Origin of the sequence: Neorhizobium sp. BETTINA12A (assembly GCF_023006485.1) — a bacterium.
In the GTDB taxonomy this organism is placed as follows: domain Bacteria; phylum Pseudomonadota; class Alphaproteobacteria; order Rhizobiales; family Rhizobiaceae; genus Neorhizobium.
Map to the genome: position 1 here is coordinate 1 of NZ_JALBGW010000022.1, position 20,768 is coordinate 20,768.

Sequence of the window (20,768 nt, forward strand, 5' to 3'; positions counted from 1 at the left end):
CGCCCGGGCCAGCGCCACGCGCTGCCACTGGCCGCCGGAAATCTGCGCCGGGAACCGGTCGCCGAGACCTTCCAGGCGCACCAATCTCAGCAGCTCCACGACGCGCGCCTCGATCGCCGCTTTCTCGCGCTTCACCTTCGAGACCTTCATGCCGAATGCGATGTTTTCGGCCACCGTCATATGCGGAAACAGCGCGTAATGCTGGAAGACGAAACCGACGCCGCGGTCGCGCACCGGAATGTCGGTGGCGTCCTGGTCGCCGAAATAGATGTGGCCGCCATCGGCATATTCGAGGCCGGCGACCATGCGCAGGATGGTCGTCTTGCCGGAACCGGACGGGCCGAGCAGAGCGACGAGTTCGCCGCTTTCGATCGTGAGTGAGACATCCCGCACGGCGCGAAAGGTCTCGAAGGTTTTGACGACGTTTTCGAGGCGGATTTTCATTGGGTTTTCTCCGCGGGATTGGCGACCAGAGCTGGGCGACGGACGCGGCCGGCTCCCTGGCGCTCCAGTGTCACCTTGGCGATGATGGTGAAGACAGCGATGAGCGCCAGGATGGAGGCTGCGGCAAAGGCACCGGCCGCCTGGTAGTCGTGATAGAGCAGCTCGATATGCAGCGGCAGCGTATTGGTCTGCCCGCGGATATTGCCCGAGACGACTGAGACCGCGCCGAACTCGCCCATGACGCGGGCGTTGCAGAGCACGACGCCGTAAAGCAGCGCCCATTTGATGTTCGGCAGCGTCACCGAGAAGAAGGTCCGCCAGCCGGACGCGCCGAGCGAGGTGGCGGCTTCCTCAAGATCGCGGCCCTGTGCCTGCATCAGCGGGATCAGTTCGCGGGCGACGAAGGGTGCGGTGACGAACATCGAGGCGAGGATGATGCCGGGGATCGCAAACAGGATCTTGACCCCGTATTCGTCCAGCGTCGGACCGAAGACGCCCTGCAGGCCGTAGACGAAGAGATAGGCGACACCCGCGACGATCGGCGAGACCGAAAACGGGATCTCGATGACGACCAGCAGGAAACGCCTGCCCCAGAAGTCGAACTTGGTGATCGACCAGGCGGCTGCGACACCGAAAGCGGTGTTGACCGGCACGGCGACGATTGCTGCAAACACCGTCAGCCCGATCGCATGCAGCGTATCCGGATGAATGATCGTGTCGCGATAGACAGCCCACCCCTTCGAAAAAGCCTCGACGCCGATGACCACCAGCGGCGCGACGATGAGCAGGGCGACGATCACTAGAACGATGCCGATCAGCATTCGGCGGAAGAGCGGCTGGTCGCCGACGCGCGGCGGCTTTCTGCCTGTACGGGTCGCCCCCATGGTCACCCCCTCACCGTGTAGCGAAGCGCCCGCGACTGCATCCAGTTGGTGAGCGCGAGCATGACGAAGGCCGCAATCAGCAGCACCGAGGCGATGGCGGCGGCGGCCTGGTAATCGTATTCCTCCAGCCGAATGAAGACGAGAAGTGCGGTGATCTCCGTCGACATCGGCTGATTGCCGGCGATGAAGATGATCGCACCGAACTCACCGAGCGAGCGGGCGAAGGACAGCGACACGCCGGCAAGCAGCGCCGGGGTGAGAAGCGGCAGGATGACCTTGCGGAAAATCTGCCAGTCCGAGCCGCCAAGCGACTGCGCCGCCTCTTCCAGCGCCGGATCGAGATCTTCCAGCACCGGCTGCACGGTGCGCACGATGAACGGCAGCGAGGTGAAGCACATCGCGATCATGATGCCGAGCGGCGTATAGGCGACCTTGATGCCGAGGTCGGCAAGGATGGAACCGAACCAGCCATTGGTGGTGAAAAGTGCCGTCAGGGCAATGCCGGCCACCGCCGTCGGCAGCGCGAAGGGCAGATCGACCATGGCATCGACGATCCGCCAGCCCGGGAACCGATAACGCGTCAGCACCCAGGCAAGCGCCAGGCCGAAGAACAGGTTGAAGACGGTGGCGCCGAGCGCCGAGAGCACGGTGACGCGGTAACTCGCGAGCGCCCGCGACGAGGAGACGATCCGCCAGTAATCCTCCGGGCCGAGGCTCGCGGCCTTGAAGACCAGCGCTGCCAGGGGCAGGACCACGATCAGCCCGACATAAAACAGCGTCACCCCCAGCGACAGGCGTAACCCGGGCAGGACATTGCGTCTCAAGCGGTCGTTTCCTCTTTGCACGGCAAAGCCCGGCGAATTTTCGTTCGCCGGGCGAGACTTGGTTGAAGTCCAGTCTGCGCTTAGCGGCTGCCGTACAGCTTGTCGAGAGTGCCGCCGGAGGCGAAGTGATCCTTCTGGATCTTGTCCCAGCCACCGAAGACGTCATCGACCTTGACGAGGCGGATTGCCGGGAACTGATCCTTGAACTCGCCGGCGACCTTTTCGTTCTGGACACGATGGCCGAACTGGGCAGCGATCCGCTGGCCTTCTTCCGTGTAGAGGAAGTCGAGATAGGACTTTGCGAGGGCTTCCGTGCCGTGCTTCTTGGCAACCTTGTCGACCACCGCAACTGGGAATTCGGCGAGAAGGCTGACCGACGGGATGACGCTCTGCACCTTGTCGGCGCCGTACTGCTTGACGATGCCGCGGGTCTCGGCCTCGAATGTGATCAGCACGTCGCCGGTTTCGCGCTCGACGAAGGTGGTGGTGGAGGCGCGGCCACCGGTATCGAAGACCGGCACGTTGTCGAAGATCTTGGTGATATAGGCATCGATCTTCTCTTCGTCGCCCTTATAGGCTTCCTTGGCCCAGGCGTAGGCAGCGAGATAGGTGTAGCGGGCGTTGCCCGAGGTCTTCGGGTTCGGGAAAACGGCGTGCACGTCAGCGCGAGCCAGATCGCCCCAATCCTTGATGTTCTTCGGATTGCCGGCGCGCACCAGGAACGATGGGAAGGAATAGAAGGGCGAGGCATTGTTCGGGAATGCCTTGGTCCAATCCTTGGCAACAAAGCCTTGTTTGGCGAGGAAATCGATGTCCGTTGACTGGTTGAAGGTCACGACATCGGCTTCAAGGCCTTCGGCGATCGAACGGGCCTGCTTCGAGGTGCCGGCATGCGACTGGTCGATGGTGACGCCCGGATGGCTCTTGATGAAGGCCTCATTCTCGGCGACGAACAGCTCGCGCGAAACGTCGTAGGAGGCGTTGAGCAGCTTCGTCGGAGACTGGGCCAGCGCGGGGGTAGCAAAAAGCGCGGCCAAGGGCGCAATAAGCGCGGTGCCGAGGATCAGGAGGCGGTTCATGCAAGTCTCCGGTGTTGGATTGTGCCGGTGAAACTACCGGTACGCCCAGCAAACGGCGAGGAACCGCGGACTTTCCTTTGGTACGGCGTTAGAAATTTTGTCCATTATTCGCCATGAACGGCGGAGCTTTTCGCGCGTCATCCGAACCGGCGCTGCGTCATTGGAAGAGGCAGCACCGGAAGTCTCGGCAAAGCCCTGTCGCTGCATCGTCAGGCGACGACGCGCGGGACATCCATCTCGTGGATAGCCTTCCTGATCTCCGTGCGGAATTCCGGAGTGTCGTGGTGACCGTGCACGGAAATGGCATGCTGCACGGCTGCGTTGACGAGTTCATCCGCGTTGTCCGCCGAGATCGCAACGGTGCATTTCATCTCGCTCGGAAATTCGCGGCAATCGATGTATTGGCGTCCCATGTCTGCCTCCATCACAAGCCCTGAACCGATTGGCCAGAGGACGGGAAATCTACTCCCTTTGCGCAGAGGAAACAAACGTCGCCGGCCTGATCAATCGGCCTAGCTCGTCCTGCCCGCCTTCTCCCGCAGCATCTGGATGATGGCGGAGAAATCGTCCGCGCCGTGCCCCATCCTTTCAAACTCGGCATAAAGCTCGGCCGCGTGGGCGCCAAGCGGCGTGGCTGCACCAGACTGTCTTGCGGCCTCCTGAGACAGCGTCAGGTCCTTCAGCATCAGCGCTGCGGCAAAGCCCGGCCTATAGTCGTTGTTCGCCGGCGAAGTCGGCACCGGACCCGGCACCGGGCAATAGGTGGTGAGCGACCAGCACTGGCCCGACGAGGTGGAGGCAACGTCGAACAGCGCCTGATGCGAAAGACCTAGCTTTTCCGCGAGACCGAATGCCTCGCAGACGCCGATCATCGAGATGCCCAATATCATGTTGTTGCAGATCTTTGCCGCCTGGCCGGCGCCGGCGTCGCCACAATGGACGATTTTCTTTCCCATCGCCTCGAGGATCGGCTTGCCCAGGCCGAACGCCTTTTCCGAACCGCCGACCATGAAGGTGAGCGTGCCGGCGGCGGCCCCGCCTGTGCCGCCGGAGACCGGTGCATCGAGCGAGATGCAGTTCATGACGTCGGCCAGTTCATGCGCCTTGCGGGCGCTTTCCACATCAATGGTCGAGCAGTCGATGACCAGGGTACCCTCGGGGATGAGCGTGGTGAGATCGGTCCAGACGGCGACCACATGCTGGCCCTTGGGCAGCATGGTGATGACACATTCCGCATCGCTAACGGCTTCCGCCAGCGCTCCGGAGGCCTTCACGCCCGTCTCGGCGGCTGCCTTTACCGACGCTTCCGACAGGTCGAAGCCGCGCACCTCATGGCCGGCTTTCACAAGATTGGCGGCCATCGGCCCGCCCATATTGCCAAGTCCCACGAAAGCGATCTTGCTCATGTCTTCCTCCCGTCGTCGTTGCTGTTTTAAAGCCTGTGGTCCGGAAACAGAACCGGATGCCGCGCAGCGAAGTAGCGGTCGAGATCCGCATCCCCGACCTCCTCCAGCGTTGCCGGAGACCATTTCGGATTGCGGTCCTTGTCGATGATCGCGGCGCGCACGCCCTCGTAGAAATCGTGGTTGCGCAGGATTTCGGCGCCGGCGGTGAATTCCCGCTCCAGGCACTCGACAAGGCTCGAACTTTCGCGGCCGAACCTGATGAGCCGAAGCGCGAGCTTGAGGCTGGTCGGCGAGCGCTTGGCGATGATGTCGCGCGTCCTGATGGAGAATTCATCATCCTCTCTATTCAGTGCTTCCACAACCTCCTCGACCGTCTCGAAGCGGAAAACCCGGTCGATCAGGTCGCGATGGCCTTCGAGCTGACTTTCGCCCGGCGCAACGGCGAAACGATCGATCACCGCCCTCACCTGCTCGTCGGACGCGCCGCCCTTCAGATCTCCCAGCGCCTCGACAAGCGGGCCGAGCCGCTCCGAGGGCACGTTCACATCGGCAAGATTGGTATAGATGGCGTCCGCCGCGCCGATCACCTCGCCCGTCAGCCCCATCCAGGTGCCGGTCTCGCCGGGCGCGCGGGGAAGCAGCCAGGTGGCGCCAACGTCCGGCACGTAGCCGATGCCGGTCTCGGGCATGGCAAGACGGGTGCGTTCCGTGACGATCCGGTGTTTTCCATGCGACGCGATCCCCACGCCGCCGCCCATGACGATGCCGTCCATCAGCACCACATACGGTTTTTCGTAACGGGAGATCATGTAGTTAAGGGGAAACTCTTCGCGCCAGAACCGCGTGACCTCCGGATCGTCCGATTTGCCGCTCTCGTAGATGACACGGATGTCACCGCCAGCGCAGAGGCCACGCCCCCCCTCGCCCTTGACGACGACGCAGGAGATTTCCGGATTGCCGGCAAATTCCTCCAGCGCGGCCTTCATCGCTCGCACCATGGCGGAGTTCAAGCTGTTCAGCGCCTTCGGCCGGTTGAGCAGAACGACGGCGGCCGAACCGATGCGGTAGATGAGGACTTCGTCGCTCTGGATGGAGGTATCGGGCATGCGTTTCTCCGGTCTACCGATTGTCCGCCAGGATCATCTCCGCCGCCTTTTCGGCGATCATGATCGTCGGCGAATTGGTGTTGCCGGAGACTATATTAGGCATGATCGAGGCATCGGCGATACGCAGCCTTCCGACTGCGCGCATTTTCAGGCGGGGATCGACGACGCTGTCCGGATCGGATCCCATCCGCGCGGTGCCGACCGGATGGAAGATCGTCGTGCCGATGTCGCCGGCTGCCTTTTCGAGGTCCGCATCGGTCTCGTAGGACGGACCCGGCTTGTATTCCTCCGGATGATAGCGCGCAAACGCCGGCTTTTTGACGATCTCGCGGGTGATCCGGATCGATTTGACGGCAACGTCGCGGTCGGTCGCGGTCGACAGGTAGTTCGGATGGATACCTGGCGCTGCCGCAAAGTCCGGGCTTTTGAGATGCACCGAGCCGCGGCTTTCGGGACGAAGATTGCACACACTGGCAGTCATTGCAGGGAACGAGTGGACCGGTTCGCCGAACTTGTCGAGCGACACCGGCTGGACGTGGTATTCGAGGTCCGGCGTCTCCTTGTCCGGCCCGGATTTGGTGAAGATGCCGAGTTGGCTCGGCGCCATCGACATCGGCCCGGAGCGCCGGAAGGCGTATTCCAGCCCGATCGAGGCCTTGCCGATCAGGCTCGACGCCTTTTCGTTGAGCGTCGGAACGCCGGTCACCTTGTAGACAAGGCGGAGCTGCAGGTGGTCCTGCAGGTTCTCGCCGACGCCCTTCACTTCCTTGACCACCTCGACGCCCGCGTTTTGCAGGACATCGCCGCGGCCGATGCCGGAGAGCTCGAGGATATGCGGCGTACCGATCGCGCCGGCGCTGAGCACGGTTTCGCGTTTCGCATAGGCCTTCTTCGCCACCCCATCGTGCTGGAACTCTACGCCCTTCACCTCGCCGTTTTCGATGATCAGCTTCCGCACATGCGCCTTGGTGAGCACGGTGAGGTTCGGCCGCTTCATCGCCGGGCGCAGAAAGGCCTTCGACGTGTTCCAGCGGATGCCGGAGCGCTGGTTGACGTCGAAATAACTTGAGCCTTCGTTGTTGCCGCGATTGAAATCGTCGACGATCGGAATACCGGACTCTTCGGCCGCCTTCTGGAAGCTGTCGAGCACGGCCCAGCGAAGACGCTGCTTTTCGATGCGCCATTCGCCGCCGGCGCCGTGCATGTCGTCGGCACCCTTGTAGAAATCCTGAGATTTCTTGAAGATCGGCAGGACGTCGTCCCAGCCCCAGCCGGTGCAGCCCATCTGCCGCCACATGTCGTAGTCGTAAGCCTGTCCGCGCATGTAGATCATGCCGTTGATCGACGAGCAGCCGCCGAGGATTTTTCCGCGCGGGTAGGAGAGCGATCGGCCGTTCAGCCCCTCTTCCTTCTCGGTCGTGAAACACCAGTCGGTGCGCGGATTGTTGATGCAGTAGAGGTAACCGACCGGAATATGCACCCAGTGATAGTTATCGTTGCCGCCCGCTTCGAGGATCAGTACACGGTTGCCGGGATCCTTCGATAGCCGATTGGCGAGGACGCAGCCGGCGCTGCCCGCCCCGATGACAATGTAGTCGTAATTTTCCATGCTTCATGCTCCAGGGGAATGCGCCCCGCGAACCATGTCCGCAGCCGCATCCATGCGCCCTCCCTCTATCTTATCGTCTATGCTCGAAACCGAGCTTCCGGCCGAGCCGGGAGGCGTAGAATTCTCCGATAATGCCCCGCCGGAAGACGAGGACGCAGACCATGAAGATCACGCCGGTGACAATCGTTACCGGAAATTGCGACGTCGCCAGATAGTTCTGCAGCGTGACCACCAGGCCGGCTCCGAAGATCGGCCCGATCAGCGTGCCTATCCCGCCAAGCAGCGTCATCAGGATCACTTCGCCGGACATCTGCCAGGCGACATCCGTCAGCGTCGCGAACTGGAAGACCAGCGCCTTCAGTCCACCCGCAAGGCCGGCCAGCGCCGCCGACATCACGAAGGCGCCGAGCTTATAGCGGGCGACAGAGTAGCCGAGCGAGATCGCGCGCGGCTCGTTCTCGCGGATCGACCGGAGGATCATGCCGAAGGGCGAGTTGATGAACCGCCAGATGATCACCATGCCGATCAGGAACACACCAAGCACGAAGTAATACATGTTGGTCGAGCCCGAGAGATCGATGAAGCCGAACAGATGACCGCGCGGCACCGACTGGATGCCGTCCTCGCCCTCGGTAAACTTCGCCTGCAGGCAGAAGAAAAAGAACATCTGCGACAGAGCGAGCGTGATCATCGCGAAATAGATGCCCTGCCGGCGGATCGCGAAGAACCCCATGATCAGGCCGAGCAACGCAGCGCCCACGACGCCGGTCAGAATGCCGAGTTCCGGTGGAAAGCCCCATTCCTTGACCACATGGGCGGTGAAATAGGCCGCGCCCCCGAAGAAGGTCGCATGACCGAAAGAGAGCAGCCCGGTATAGCCAAGCAGCAGATTGAAGGCGCATGCAAACAGCGCGAAGCACAAGAGCTTCATCAGGAAGATCGGGTAGAAGAACATCGGCGCGAGGATCAGGGCCACGAGACCGATGATCAGGAAGATCGCATAGGTTCTGGAAGCGGTGGCCGACCGTTCGATACGCGGCTTGGCAGCGGTTTGGGTCATCTCGCTCATCTCACGCATCCCGTCCGAAAAGGCCGGCTGGCCGGAGTAGAAGCACGATCGCCATGATCACGAAGATCACGATATTGGATGCTTCCGGATAGAACACCTTGGTGAGGCCTTCTGCAATGCCCAGCATGTAGCCGGTGAGGATGGCGCCCATGATCGAGCCCATGCCGCCGACCACGACCACCGCGAAAACGACGATGATGATGTTCGATCCCATCAGCGGCGAGACCTGGTAGATCGGCGCAGCCAGCACGCCGGCAAAGGCGGCGAGTGCTGCCCCCAGCCCGTAGGTAAGCGTCAGGAGCACCGGCACGTTGACGCCGAAAGCCTGGACCAGGACCGGGTTTTCCGTAGCGGCGCGCAGATAGGCGCCAAGCTTGGTCTTCTCGATCAGCAGCCATGTGCCAATGCAGGCGACCAGCGACACGACGACCACCCAGCCACGATAGATGGGCAGGAACATGAAGCCGAGGTTGGTGCCGCCGGCCAGCTGCGCCGGCACCGAATAAGGCTGGCCCGCGGCACCATAGAGATACCGGAACGTGCCTTCGATGGCCAGCGCCAGGCCGAACGTGAAGAGCAGGCCATAAAGCGGATCGAGATTGTAGAGCCGAGACAACATCGTCCGTTCGATGACGGCTCCGAACAGGCCGACGACGATCGGCCCGAGGATCAGCGCGACCCAATAGTTGATGCCGAAATATTCCAGCATCAGCATCGCCGCAAAGGCGCCGAGCATGTATTGCGCACCATGGGCGAAGTTGATGACGCGCAGAAGGCCGAAGATGACCGCAAGGCCGAGGCTCAGGAGCGCGTAGAAGGACCCGTTGATCAGGCCGATCAGGAGCTGCCCGAGAAAGGCCTGAAGCGGTATGCCGAAGATCATCGTCATAACGTCACACTCCCAGCACTTTATGCAGCATGTCCATCTTCCCCGGCAGCTCAGCCACCGGGAAATTCGCGACCATCCGCCCATGATCCATCAGATAGAACCGGTCGGCGACGCGGCTCGCGAAGCGGAAATTCTGCTCCACCAGAAGCACCGTCATGCCGCGTTCCTTCAGCGTCTTCAGCACCTCGCCGATCCGCTGCACGATAACCGGAGCCAGGCCTTCGGTCGGCTCGTCCAATATCAGAAGCTTAACGCCGGTGCGCAGGATGCGGGCGATTGCCAGCATCTGCTGTTCGCCACCGGAAAGCTTGGTGCCGGGGCTGGAGCGGCGTTCCTGAAGGTTGGGGAAGAGCTCGTAGATCTCCTCGAGCGACATGCCGCCTTCGGCCACCACCGGTGGCAGCATCAGGTTTTCCTCGACCGTCAATGTCGAAAAAATGCCGCGCTCTTCCGGCACGAAGCCGATGCCGTTATGCGCGGTCTTGTGCAGCGGCACGTTGGCCATATCCTTGCCGGCAAAGCGGATTTCGCCCTTCCGCTCGCGGATGATGCCGACGATGGTCCTCAGCGTCGTCGTCTTACCGACGCCGTTGCGGCCGAGAATGGTGATCGTCTCGCCCTCGCCGACCGTCATGTCGACGCCGTGCAGGACGTGGCTTTCGCCGTACCAGGCATTGAGGTTGGAAACTTGCAACAAGGGTGCCATCAAGCCTCCTCCGTGCCCATATAGGCGGTGCGGACCCGCGGATCCTGGCTGACGGTGGCATAGTCGCCCTCGGCGAGGATTTCGCCACGCTGGAGCACCGTCACGTGGTGGCAGATGTCGGCGACGACAGAGAGATTGTGTTCGACCATCAGCACCGCACGGGTCTTTGCCACCTCGCGAATGATGTTGGAAACGGTGCCAATATCCTCCTGCCCCATGCCGGCCATCGGCTCGTCAAGCAGCAGCACCTTGGGATCGAGCGCCAGCGTCGTCGCGATCTCCAGCACGCGCTTGCGGCCATAGGAAAGGTCGGCGGCGAGCGCATTGCGTTCGCGCTTCAGGCCGACCGACTCGATCAATTCGTCGGCCCGCGCATTCAGCCGATCGAGCGAGGAGACGGGCAGCCAGAACTGCGTCGAAAGCCCGCTCTGTCGCTGCAGCGCGACGCGCACGTTGTCGAGCACCGTCAGATGCGGAAAGACCGCCGAAATCTGGAAGGACCGCACCAGCCCCATCCGCGCGATCCTGTCCGGCTGCGTTCTGGTGATGTCGGTGCCCAGAAGCGTGATCGAACCCGCCGTCGGCTGCAGGAATTTGGTGAGCAGGTTGAAGACCGTGGTCTTGCCTGCGCCGTTCGGGCCGATCAAGGCGTGGACACGCGCGTGACGGACGTCGAGATCGACGTTCTTCACCGCCATGAAGGCGCCGAAGCTCTTCGAGAGGCCGCGGGCGGATAACACCACCCGCGGCTCTTCTTGTTTTGCTGTTGCGGCGACCGCCATTACTTCACCAGATCGCAGCCGCTCTTGGCGGGATCCATGTAGGCCTCTTTGCCGGGGATGGTGGCCAGCACCGTGAAATAATCCCAGGGCTCCTTGCTTTCGCCCGGCTTCTTGACCTGCAGCAGGTACATGTCGTGGATCATCCGACCGTTCTTGGCGACTGTACCGCCGCGGGCGTAGAAATCGTCCACCGGCATTTCGTGCAGCGCCTTGGAAACGGCATCCGCATCGTCGGTGCCGGCTTTCTGGACCGCCTTCAGATACTGCGTGACCGCCGAATAGGTGCCGCTATGGACCATGTTCGGCATCTTCTTGGTGCGGGCGAAGAACTTTTTCGCAAACTCCCGGCTCTTGTCGTCGAGGTTCCAGTAATAACCTTCCGTCAGGGTCAGGCCCTGTGCCGCCTGCAGGCCGAGGCCGTGCACTTCGGCGAGCGTGAAGAGCAGCGCCGCAAGGCGTTGGCCGCCGGCGGTGATGCCGAACTCCGCCGCCTGCTTGATGGCGTTCGCCGTGTCGAGACCGGCATTGGCAAGACCGATGACCTTGGCACCGGAAGACTGGGCCTGCAGCAGGAAGGACGAGAAATCGGTGGTGGCGAGCGGATGGCGGACCGCGCCGACGATCTTGCCGCCGGAAGACTTCACGAAATCGCCGGTCTGCTGTTCCAGCGAATAACCGAAGGCGTAGTCGGCGGTGAGGAAGAACCAGCTGTCGCCGCCCTGCTTGACGAGCGCGCCGCCGGTGCCGACCGCGAGCGCGTGCGTGTCATAGGCCCAGTGGAAGCCATAGGGGGTGCAGGCCTTGCCGGTCAAATCGGTGGTCGCCGCGCCCGTGACGATGTCGATCTTCTTCTTTTCCTTGCCGATCGCCTGCACGGCGAGCGCGACAGACGAGGTCGTCAGTTCCATGATCGCATCGACCTGCTGCGTGTCGTACCACTGGCGGGCGATGTTGGAGGCGATGTCCGGCTTGTTCTGATGGTCGGCATCGACGATCTCGATCGGCTGCCCCAGAACCTTGCCACCGAAATCCTCGACCGCCATCTTGGCCGCCTCGACCGACGACTTGCCGCCGAACTCGGAATAGACGCCCGACTGGTCGTTCAGGATGCCGATCTTGACCTTGTTGTCGGACACGCCCCCGGGCGCGCTCTGCGCGAATGCCGCGCTGTTTGCGAGAAGCACTGCCAGGGATGTTACAAGTGATGTCAGAATTGTCTTGTGCATGATTTCTCCTCCCAGAGAATGTGCCCAGAAAATTTGGCCAGAGGTCTGTTCAAAATTGGTGAGCCGTTCTCCTCAAAGCGGCTGCTCCGGATTGCATGGTTCAGGAAAACCGCCGTTGACGCAAGCAGGTCTCTGTAATTAATTGCAAACAGCATCTGTGCATTTTTGAACAGACGGGAACGTATTGAGCAACAATCAGAACTTCACCTGGGACGATCTTCAATATTTTCTGGCAGTGGCGCGCAGCGGCCAGCTGTCCACCGCGGCTCGCCAATTGCGCACCAGCCACGCCACCGTGTCCCGGCGTATCGACCGGCTGGAATTCGCACTCAAGGTCAAGCTGTTCGAGCGCAATCCACGTGGTTATGTCCTGACCAGCATGGGCCAGCGGTTCATCGAGACCGCGGAACGGATCGAGACCGAGGCGGACCGGCTGCAGGCGGATGTCGCCTCGGGCACCACGGCACAGCGCGGCGTGGTGCGCTTAAGCACCCCGGAAGGGTTTGCGAATTTCTTCTTCGCCGACAAGATCCGCAGCTTCTGCGACAGCCATCCGAACATCTCGCTGGAACTGGTGACGATCCAGCAGATCATGTCGCTGTCGCGCAAGGAGGCGGATATCGCGGTCTCGCTCGATCCGCCGAAGGAAGGGCCTTATCTTACGGAAAAGCTTACCGACTACAGCCTCAACGTCTATGGGGCGAAATCCTACCTGTCCAAGGTGGGTCCGATCCGCAGCCGGCAGGATCTGCTGTCGCATCCGTTCATCGGCTATATCGAGGACATGATCTTCGCGCCAGGGCTAGACTATCTCGGCGACGTCCATCCGGGCATCAAGGCGCGCTTCCAGAGCTCCAGCATTTTTGCGCAATTGACCGCGACGCTGAACGGGCTCGGCCTCTGCGTGCTGCCGCATTTCATCACCCGCGTCCAGCCTGACCTCGAAATCGTGCTGCCTGACGAGGTGGAGCTGAGACGCGGCTACTGGCTGATGTGCCATCGGGACCTGAGCCAGATCCCGCGCGTGCGGATGGTGACGGACTATATCTTCCAGTCCGTCCGGGCCAATCAGCACGCCTTCCTCAGGAGTTACCAGGCTCCCGAGGAAGGCGCTCGCCGTCACTCCGCTGCCATCGGCAGGTCGTCGTCGCGGCTGTCGAAAAGGTCGCCCTGATTGGCGGGCGTCCTGTCGTCGGTTTTGGCCTTCTTCGGCTCGCGGCCGAAGAACAGCGCATAGGCGGCCGGGAGGACCAGGATGGTCAGCACGGTGGCAACCAGGATGCCGCCCATCATCGCATAGGCGAGCGGACCCCAGAACACGCCCCGCGAGATCGGGTAGAGCGCCAGCACGGCTGTCAGCGCCGTCAGCATGATCGGCCGGAAACGACGCACGGCCGCGCCGACGATCGCCTCCATCCGCTCCATGCCGGCCGCGATGTCCTGGTCGATCTGGTCGACCAGGATGATCGAGTTGCGGATGATGATGCCGAGCAGCGCGATGACCCCGAGGATCGCCACGAAGCCGAACGGCGCGCCGGTCAGAAGCAGCGCCATGGCGGCGCCGATGATGCCGAGCGGGCCGGTTGCCAGCACCATCATCGCCTTGCCGAAATGCTGCAGCTGGATCATCAGCAGCACGAGGATGACCAGAAGCATGATCGGGGCCTTGGCAGCGATCGAGTTCTGGCTTTCGGCTGCATCCTCCGCACCGCCCTGGATGTCGACATGGTAGCCGGCAGGCAGGCTGGCGCGCAGGTCGGCCATGCTGTTGTAGAGGTTGAGCGACACCTGGGTCGGTTCGACGCCGTCTGGCAGCGTCGCCTTGACGGTGATCGTCGGCAGGCGGTCGCGGCGCCACTCAATACCCTGTTCGAGAACCGGCACGACCTTGGCGATCTGCGAGACCGGCACGAAGCCGCCGAAATCCGTCGGCACGTAGACCGACTGGACGGCCGAGAGCAGGTTGCGGGTGGCATCCGGCTCGCGGACAACGATCGAGACCGTTTCTTCGCCATCGCGGAAGTCGCTGATCGGCGCACCGGCGGTAGCGGACTGCAGCATTTGGCGGACGCGCTGGGAGGTGACCCCGAGAGCGCGGGCACGATCCTGGTCGATGACCAGTTTCATCGCCGTCACCGGTTCCATCCAGTCGTCGTGGATGGCGCCGAACAGCGGCTGCTGCTGGTAACGTTCCTTGACTTGGTCGGCGATCCGGCGGACTTCCGCCGCGTCGGGACCGGTGACACGCATCTGGACGGGCCAGCCGACCGGCGGGCCGAGGAACAGACGATCGACCTTGCCGCGTACGGTCGGGAAGTCCTGTGCGAGGATACCCCTGAGCTTGACGATCAGCCGTTCACGGGCATCCACGTCCTTCGACATGATGAGGAGCTGCGCGTAGTTCGGGTTGCGGAGCTGCTGGTCGAGCGGCAGGAAGAAGCGCGGGGCGCCTTCGCCGATATAGGTCGCGACGAAGGTCTTGTCCTGGTCGGGCAGGATCTTGTCTTCAAGGGCTTTTGCCTGGCGTTCCACTTCCTCGATGGCCGTGCCTTCCGGCAGCCACAGATCGACGAGGATTTCCGGCCGCGAGGACTGCGGGAAGAAGCTCTGCGGGATGAACTGGAAGGACCAGAGACTGCCCGCGAAGACGCCGAGGGTGAGGAGCAGCACGATCGCCCTGTGACGCACGGACCAGCCGACCGCACGTCGGACACCACGATACATCCGTGTGTCGTAAGCATCGTGATGGGTGCCTGCGTGCGCCCGCTGCTTGAGGATCATGTAGCCGAGCCAGGGAGTGAAATAGACGGCCACGAACCACGACACGACGAGCGCGATGCCCACCACGTAGAACAGCGTGCGCACGTATTCGCCGGCGGTGGAATCGGCGAACCCGACCGGGATGAAGCCGGCAGTGGTGATCAATGTGCCGGTCAGCATTGGAAAGGCGGTGGATGAATAGGCGAAGGTAGCGGCATCGAGGCGTGCGAGCCCCTCCTCCAGCTTCCGTTCCATCATCTCGACGACGATCATCGCATCGTCGACGAGCAGGCCGAGCGCGATGATCAGCGCGCCGAGCGAGATGCGCTGCAGCTCGATGCCCATGTAGAACATGATCGCGAACGTAGCTGACAGAACCAGCGGAATGGTGATGGCGATGACGATGCCCGAACGCCAGCCGATCGAGATCAGCGAGACGATGAGGACGATGACGAGAGCTTCCAGCAGGGCCTGGGTGAATTCGCCGACCGCTTCGGTGACGACTTCCGGCTGGTTGGAGACCTGCTCGACGGATACGCCGACCGGTAGCGTCTGTTCGAAGCGCTCATAGGTCGCCTCGACCTGATGGCCGACATCGGTGACCTTGAAGCCCTTGGCCATGACGACGCCAAGCTGGACGCTGTCGTGGCCGTTGAAGCGGAACTTGCGCTGATAGGGGTTTTCGAGGCCGGCGGTGACGGTGGCGATATCGCCGAGCCGGATCACCTGGCTGCCGGCCTTGAGGCGTAGTTCGCGGATGTCTTCCGGCGTGGTGACGCCGCCTTCGACCGCGATCCGCACCGACCGATCGGCGGTTTGAACGTTGCCGGCGGGATCGATATTGTTCTGGCCGGACAACGCATCGCGGATGTTGAGGACAGTGAGGCCGCGCTCGGCGAGCGCCTTCGACGAGACGTCGATGAAGATCTTCTGCGGCTGGTCGCCGAGGATGACCGCCTTTTCGACGCCGGGTGTGGCGAGCAGCATGTCGCGGGCCTGGATCGCGAACTGCTTCAGTTCAGGATAGCTGTAGCCTTCGCCGCTGATCGAGTTGAGGGTGATGTAGGTATCGCCGAACTCGTCGTTGAAATAGGGACCGAGCAGGCCGGCCGGCAGATCCTGGGCGATGTCCCCGACCTTCTTGCGAACCTGATAGAAGGCGTCGTTGACCTGGGCGGTATTGGTGTCGCCCTTGATCTGTATCGTGGTGATCGCCACGCCGGCGCGGGTATAGGACTTGACCCAGTCGAGATGCGGGGTTTCCTGCAGCTTTCGCTCGATCTTGTTGACGACCTGGTCCTGCATCTCCTGAATGGAGGCGCCAGGCCAGACGGTCTGCACGACCATGACGCGGAAGGTGAAGTCCGGGTCTTCCTTCTGCCCCATGTTCATGACGCCGAGTGCGCCCATGACGATGATGAGGCCGAAGAGAAAACGGGCGATGCTCGGATGGGCAATCGCCCAGCGGGACAGGTTGAACCGGGCCTTTTCCGGGGGATTGGCCTGATGAGAGGAGCTCATGGTCTTGGGTCCTTTAAGCCGGGCGATCAGGGCGCGAGCGAAGCGGTGGTAAGGCTGCTGACGCTGCCGAAGCGTGAGGCGATGTTTTCCGGCAGCTTGACCTTCATGTCTTCCTTCATGAACTGCGTGCCGGCCGAGACGACGAGGTCGCCCTTGGCAACGCCGTCGGCGACACGAACGCCGTCATCGGAGAAATCGGCGACCTTGACGGCACGCGAACTGACGGTGCCTTTGCCGCGGTCGACGATCCAGACGACGGACTGGCCGTCCTTCTTGGAAAGCGCGGCAAGCGGAACGGCATAGGTGGCGACGGCATTGTCTTCGTCCGCCTCAATCGTCGCAGTCATGCCGAGCAGCACCCGTGTATCCGCAGGCAGGCTGACGCGAACCGCGAAAGTGCGCGATTGGGCATCGGCACTGCCGGCCACTTCGCGGACCTTGCCATCGAGCGCGAGATCGGTGGCCGACCAGAAGCGGGCCTTCACCGTCTTGCCCGGCTTGAACTGAGCGACGTCCATTTCCGGAACGGCGATCTGCACTTCCTTGCTGCCCTCTACCGCAACGGAGAGGACCGGGGTGCCGGACGCGACCACCTGACCGATATCGGCGCTGACCGCGGTGACGATGCCGTTCTGGTCGGACTTCAATTCCGTATAGGCGACCTGGTTGCGGGCCTGGTCGAGTGCCGACTGGGCCGATTCCTTTTGCGAAACGGCCTGGTCATTGGCCAGTTGCGCCTGTTCGAGCTGCGATTGGGAGGAAATGCTCTTTTCGGCAAGCGTCTCGGCCCGCCGGCGGGCGAGGCCGGAGATTTCCACCTGCTTCTGGGCGGAGGCGAGATCGGCCTCGGCGCGGCGCACCGCGAGTTGGTAATCGACGGCGTCAAGCTTTGCGAGCACGTCGCCGGGGCGAACACGCTGACCGACATCGACGAGCCGCTCGGTGATCTTGCCGGCGACGCGGAAGCCGAGGTTCATTTCGGTGCGCGCCTTGACTGAGCCGGAATATTGAAGCTTGCGGCCGTGATCGGCGGCGGCAACCTCGGTCACCTTCACCGGGCGGACGATTTCCGGAGCTTCGACTTTCTTCTCTTGCGAGCAGGCCGTCAGCGCGCCGAACGCGGTCGCGACTAAAAGGCCTTTGACGAGAAACGAGACATTACGTCTGGTCTTTACGAAAAACATGGTTCCGCACTCCTGGTGGCGGGTTTTCGATCAAGACGCCCCCTTGGCGCCCCGGAACTATTTCAGGCGAATTATCTGAGGGCCCTGAGGCCGAATTCCACGAGGTCCTCGGGCTTGCCGATCCGACTCTCCAGAAGGCAATCCGCGATGAGCTGCGGATGACAAAGGACGACCATGGACGACATGAAGCATTCGGATGCGAGCTGGTGATCCTGTTCGCGGAACTCACCGGCTTCGATGCCATCTTTGATGAGACCCGCAATGACGACACGGATGCGTTCGAGATGCTGTTCGATGACCGGCCATTGCTGCTCGATGGCGATCACCACCATCTCATGCACCTTCTTTTCGTCGAGCATGGTCTCGAGCGTGAAGCGGTGCTGCTGCAGGACGTGATTGCGCAGCCGTTCCGTGGCGCTCACCGGCCGCTTTGCATTGGCGAGTGCCGCCTGATAGCTGCCGTCCAGCATACGGCTTGCCAAGGCCTGATGGATATCCGCCTTGGACGAGAAGAAGCGGTAGATATTGGCGGGCGACATACCGAGATCGCGCGCGATATCCGCCACATTCGTCTTCGTATAGCCGTAATGCTTGAACAGCCGTTCCGCCGCGTCGAGAATACGGCCGACATTGTCTTGGCGCGACGTGTCCAGGGTATTTTCGTTGGTATCCATACCGCTGATGGCTTTCGTTTTATGTGTGACGATTTTCATCTTTCGTCATTCGTAAACGGAAATCCGTCATCAGTCAACCCCTGCCACACGACCGCCCCATTCGACGCCGGATAAAAATCTGCAAAACAGGGAACCAAAATGGGATTTAGGCATTAAGTCGCGTTAGATCATAAGCTTCGTGGACCAGGGACCAGCGATGAGCGTGCTGCAGAGCTACGAAGTTCGTTGTTGCATCACGCCAGGGGCAAAAACGTCGTGGGACGGGGATAATTAATGAGCGTGCCGCAAAGTTATGACGTTTCGTTGCTTGACGAGGAACGTTACCGTCTGCTCGTCGACTCCATCACGGACTACGCGATTTACATGATTGACCCGGAGGGCAAGATCGCGAGTTGGAATCCCGGCGCCCAGCGCGTCAAGGGATACGAGGCATGGGAAATCCTGGGCGAGCATTTTTCCCGCTTCTATACGCCTGAAGACAGATTGGCGCGGGCGCCCGAACACGCGTTGCGGACGGCTGCGACAGAAGGCCGCTTCGAAAAGGAAGCATGGCGCGTCCGCAAGGACGGCAGCCGCTTCTGGGCCCACGTCATCATCGACCCGATCTGGAGTAGGTCCGGCGAACTTCTCGGCTTCGCCAAGGTGACCCGCGATCTGACGGAACGGAAACGGGCCGAGACGGAACTCCGATTGAGCGAAGAGAAATTCCAGATCCTCGTCCAGGGTGTCACCGACTATGCTCTCTACATGCTCGACCCAGATGGCCGCGTCAGCAACTGGAACTCCGGTGCCACGCGCATCAAGGGCTATACGGCGGACGAGATCGTCGGCCAGCATTTTTCGCAGTTCTATACTCCGGAGGACCGCGAGCGCGGCGAACCAAACCGAAGCCTGGAGACCGCGCGGCGCGAGGGACGACTCGAGAAGGAAGGCTGGCGGCAGCGCAAGGATGGCACGCGTTTCTGGGCACATGTGATCATCGATGCGATCCGCAACGAGGAAGGCACGCTCCTCGGCTTCGCCAAGATCACGCGCGACATCACCGAAAAAGTCGAGGCGCAGAAGGCTCTTACCCAGGCACGTGAGGAACTTTTCCAATCCCAGAAGATGGAAGCGATCGGCCAGTTGACCGGTGGTGTCGCCCACGACTTCAACAATCTGCTGATGGCCGTGCTGGGCAGCCTGGAAATTCTGAAGAAACGCCTGCCCGACGATCCGGCGCTGACGCCACTGCTGGACAATGCCATTCAGGGCGCCGAACGGGGTGCTGCCCTGACCCAGCGCATGCTCGCGTTCTCCCGGCGCCAGGAATTGAATATGCAAGCCATCAACGTGCCGGCACTCGTGAGTGGCATGATGGATTTCGTTCAGCGCTCGCTCAGCGCCTCCGCATCCGTCGAAACCCGGTTTGCCAAAAACCTGCCGCATGTCACGAGCGACCCGGTTCAGCTCGAGACCGCGCTTCTGAACCTCGTCGTCAACGCCCGAGACGCGATGGCGGGCGGTGGCATGATCGTCATCAGCGCCGAGGAGTATTTCGCCGACAAGAATACCGAGAGGCTGAAACCCGGCCGTTATGTGCGGTTGGCTGTCGCCGACAGCGGCGAAGGCATGGACGAGGAAACCCTCATCCGCGCAACGACACCTTTCTTCACCACCAAGGGTGTCGGCAAGGGGACAGGGCTCGGACTTTCCATGGTGCAGGGCCTAACCGAACAGTCGGGCGGCAAACTCGAAATCGAAAGCCAAAAGGGCAAGGGCACGACGGTTTCGCTCTATCTGCCTGTGGCCGATGCAAACGACTGTCCGCAGTCTTCGGAGCAGACCATGCCCTCGCCCGCCGCAACTCCCAGAGGACGCTTGACAATTCTCGCCGTCGATGACGATGCGCTGGTCCTGATGAACACCACGCTGATGCTGGAGGATCTCGGCCACACCGTGATCGAGGCTTATAGCGGCACCGACGCCCTGAAGGAGCTGAGAAGCGGCGCCCATGACATCGATCTTGTCATCACCGATCATTCGATGCCGCGTATGACCGGCTCCGAACTGGCCGCCGTCATCCGCGAAGAGAGACCGGGCCTGCCGGTGGTGCTGGCGACCGGTTACGCGGAATTGCCGACAGGCGGCGACAATCGGCTGCCGCGATTGCCCAAACCCTTCTCGCAGAACCAGCTTCAGGAGATCATCGTCACGGTTCTCGCCGGCGGACGCTGAACCAATCGCCCTCGCCGCGCGTTGTCGTGCCGTGTCAGAACGGAGTACGACAATGGTCTTGAAGCATCAGCATTTTCACGAGACGCCCCCTGAGGTCGAAGTAGAATTTCCTCCAAGCGCGACGCTCGAAGGGGCGGTTTCCGATGCCCTGGCTTCCGCTGGCGGCGTCGATGCAAGCGACGTCGCCGTCATCGCCCGCGGTTCCGAGATAACGCTGAGCGGGACGGTCCAGTTGGAAAGCGAGATCGCACGAGCCGAGGACGTGGCCCTGAACGTTGCCGGCGTGACCACCGTGCGCAACGAACTCCGTTTCAACCGCCCGATGTAACCCCCGATAAATGGAACCAGAAAGGCCCGGGCGTCGGACGCCCGGGCCTTTCGTTTGGCT

Annotated in this window: 19 protein-coding genes; 3 read left to right on the forward strand and 16 right to left on the reverse strand. The window is 62.0% G+C overall.

Going from position 1 to position 20,768, the window contains the following annotated elements; translation table 11 throughout:
* From MOV61_RS08935 to MOV61_RS08995, 13 genes are all read right to left on the reverse strand, one after another.
* Window positions 1-444: sulfate/molybdate ABC transporter ATP-binding protein (locus MOV61_RS08935; RefSeq protein WP_247136319.1), on the reverse strand; the 444-nt coding region annotated here is incomplete at its 3' end.
* Window positions 441-1,328 (reverse strand): sulfate ABC transporter permease subunit CysW, encoded by an 888-nt coding sequence (cysW, locus tag MOV61_RS08940; protein ID WP_247136320.1) that lies wholly within the window; start codon window positions 1,326-1,328, stop codon window positions 441-443. The genes MOV61_RS08935 and cysW, both read right to left, overlap by 4 nt.
* A 2-nt stretch (window positions 1,329-1,330) precedes the next feature.
* Window positions 1,331-2,152: a sulfate ABC transporter permease subunit CysT gene (cysT, locus tag MOV61_RS08945; protein ID WP_046666499.1), complete on the reverse strand. Its 822-nt coding sequence runs from the start codon at window positions 2,150-2,152 to the stop codon at window positions 1,331-1,333.
* An 80-nt stretch (window positions 2,153-2,232) separates the two neighbouring features.
* Window positions 2,233-3,231 carry a thiosulfate ABC transporter substrate-binding protein CysP gene (cysP, locus tag MOV61_RS08950; protein WP_247136321.1) on the reverse strand — a complete coding sequence of 333 codons (999 nt, stop codon included), beginning with the start codon at window positions 3,229-3,231 and terminating at the stop codon, window positions 2,233-2,235.
* A gap of 209 nt (window positions 3,232-3,440) precedes the next feature.
* Complete coding sequence (locus MOV61_RS08955; protein WP_038545604.1) at window positions 3,441-3,644, reverse strand: DUF1059 domain-containing protein; 204 nt, start codon at window positions 3,642-3,644, stop codon at window positions 3,441-3,443.
* 99 nt (window positions 3,645-3,743) lie between these two features.
* The gene (mmsB, locus tag MOV61_RS08960) at window positions 3,744-4,637 is read right to left on the reverse strand and encodes a 3-hydroxyisobutyrate dehydrogenase (RefSeq protein ID WP_247136322.1); all 894 of its coding nucleotides are present in this window, start codon (window positions 4,635-4,637) and stop codon (window positions 3,744-3,746) included.
* A gap of 26 nt (window positions 4,638-4,663) precedes the next feature.
* Window positions 4,664-5,743, reverse strand: coding sequence for an enoyl-CoA hydratase/isomerase family protein (locus tag MOV61_RS08965; RefSeq protein ID WP_247136323.1), 1,080 nt, complete (start codon window positions 5,741-5,743; stop codon window positions 4,664-4,666).
* Window positions 5,744-5,756: 13 nt separating this feature from the next.
* Window positions 5,757-7,352, reverse strand: a complete 1,596-nt coding sequence (locus MOV61_RS08970; protein ID WP_247136324.1) for a GMC family oxidoreductase — start codon at window positions 7,350-7,352, stop codon at window positions 5,757-5,759.
* 70 nt (window positions 7,353-7,422) lie between these two features.
* Window positions 7,423-8,421 (reverse strand): branched-chain amino acid ABC transporter permease, encoded by a 999-nt coding sequence (locus MOV61_RS08975; protein WP_247136325.1) that lies wholly within the window; start codon window positions 8,419-8,421, stop codon window positions 7,423-7,425.
* Between the two features lies 1 nt (window position 8,422).
* Window positions 8,423-9,310: a branched-chain amino acid ABC transporter permease gene (locus MOV61_RS08980; RefSeq protein WP_038545619.1), complete on the reverse strand. Its 888-nt coding sequence runs from the start codon at window positions 9,308-9,310 to the stop codon at window positions 8,423-8,425.
* A gap of 4 nt (window positions 9,311-9,314) precedes the next feature.
* On the reverse strand, window positions 9,315-10,016 hold the full coding sequence (locus tag MOV61_RS08985) for an ABC transporter ATP-binding protein (protein WP_038545622.1): 702 nt from the start codon (window positions 10,014-10,016) through the stop codon (window positions 9,315-9,317).
* Window positions 10,016-10,798: an ABC transporter ATP-binding protein gene (locus tag MOV61_RS08990; protein ID WP_247031046.1), complete on the reverse strand. Its 783-nt coding sequence runs from the start codon at window positions 10,796-10,798 to the stop codon at window positions 10,016-10,018. Before MOV61_RS08990 ends, MOV61_RS08985 begins: the two co-directional genes overlap by 1 nt.
* A complete protein-coding gene (locus MOV61_RS08995; protein WP_258718832.1) occupies window positions 10,798-12,024 on the reverse strand; it encodes an ABC transporter substrate-binding protein in 1,227 nt (408 codons plus the stop codon). Before MOV61_RS08995 ends, MOV61_RS08990 begins: the two co-directional genes overlap by 1 nt.
* Window positions 12,025-12,208: 184 nt before the next feature.
* On the opposite strand from MOV61_RS08995, the gene MOV61_RS09000 reads away from it, so the two are divergent.
* A complete protein-coding gene (locus MOV61_RS09000) occupies window positions 12,209-13,198 on the forward strand; it encodes a LysR family transcriptional regulator (RefSeq protein WP_247136326.1) in 990 nt (329 codons plus the stop codon).
* Here the strand turns inward: MOV61_RS09000 and MOV61_RS09005 are convergent.
* From MOV61_RS09005 to MOV61_RS09015, 3 genes are all read right to left on the reverse strand, one after another.
* A complete protein-coding gene (locus tag MOV61_RS09005) occupies window positions 13,144-16,305 on the reverse strand; it encodes an efflux RND transporter permease subunit (RefSeq protein WP_247136327.1) in 3,162 nt (1,053 codons plus the stop codon). The two genes, MOV61_RS09000 and MOV61_RS09005, sit on opposite strands and share 55 nt — an antisense overlap.
* A gap of 26 nt (window positions 16,306-16,331) precedes the next feature.
* On the reverse strand, window positions 16,332-17,489 hold the full coding sequence (locus tag MOV61_RS09010) for an efflux RND transporter periplasmic adaptor subunit (RefSeq protein WP_038545634.1): 1,158 nt from the start codon (window positions 17,487-17,489) through the stop codon (window positions 16,332-16,334).
* Between the two features lie 71 nt (window positions 17,490-17,560).
* A complete protein-coding gene (locus tag MOV61_RS09015; protein WP_038549637.1) occupies window positions 17,561-18,163 on the reverse strand; it encodes a TetR/AcrR family transcriptional regulator in 603 nt (200 codons plus the stop codon).
* A gap of 273 nt (window positions 18,164-18,436) precedes the next feature.
* On the opposite strand from MOV61_RS09015, the gene MOV61_RS09020 reads away from it, so the two are divergent.
* Complete coding sequence (locus MOV61_RS09020) at window positions 18,437-20,380, forward strand: PAS domain-containing sensor histidine kinase (RefSeq protein ID WP_247031048.1); 1,944 nt, start codon at window positions 18,437-18,439, stop codon at window positions 20,378-20,380.
* A 52-nt stretch (window positions 20,381-20,432) separates the two neighbouring features.
* Window positions 20,433-20,708, forward strand: a complete 276-nt coding sequence (locus tag MOV61_RS09025) for a BON domain-containing protein (RefSeq protein WP_038545642.1) — start codon at window positions 20,433-20,435, stop codon at window positions 20,706-20,708.
* Window positions 20,709-20,768: the final 60 nt, after the last annotated feature.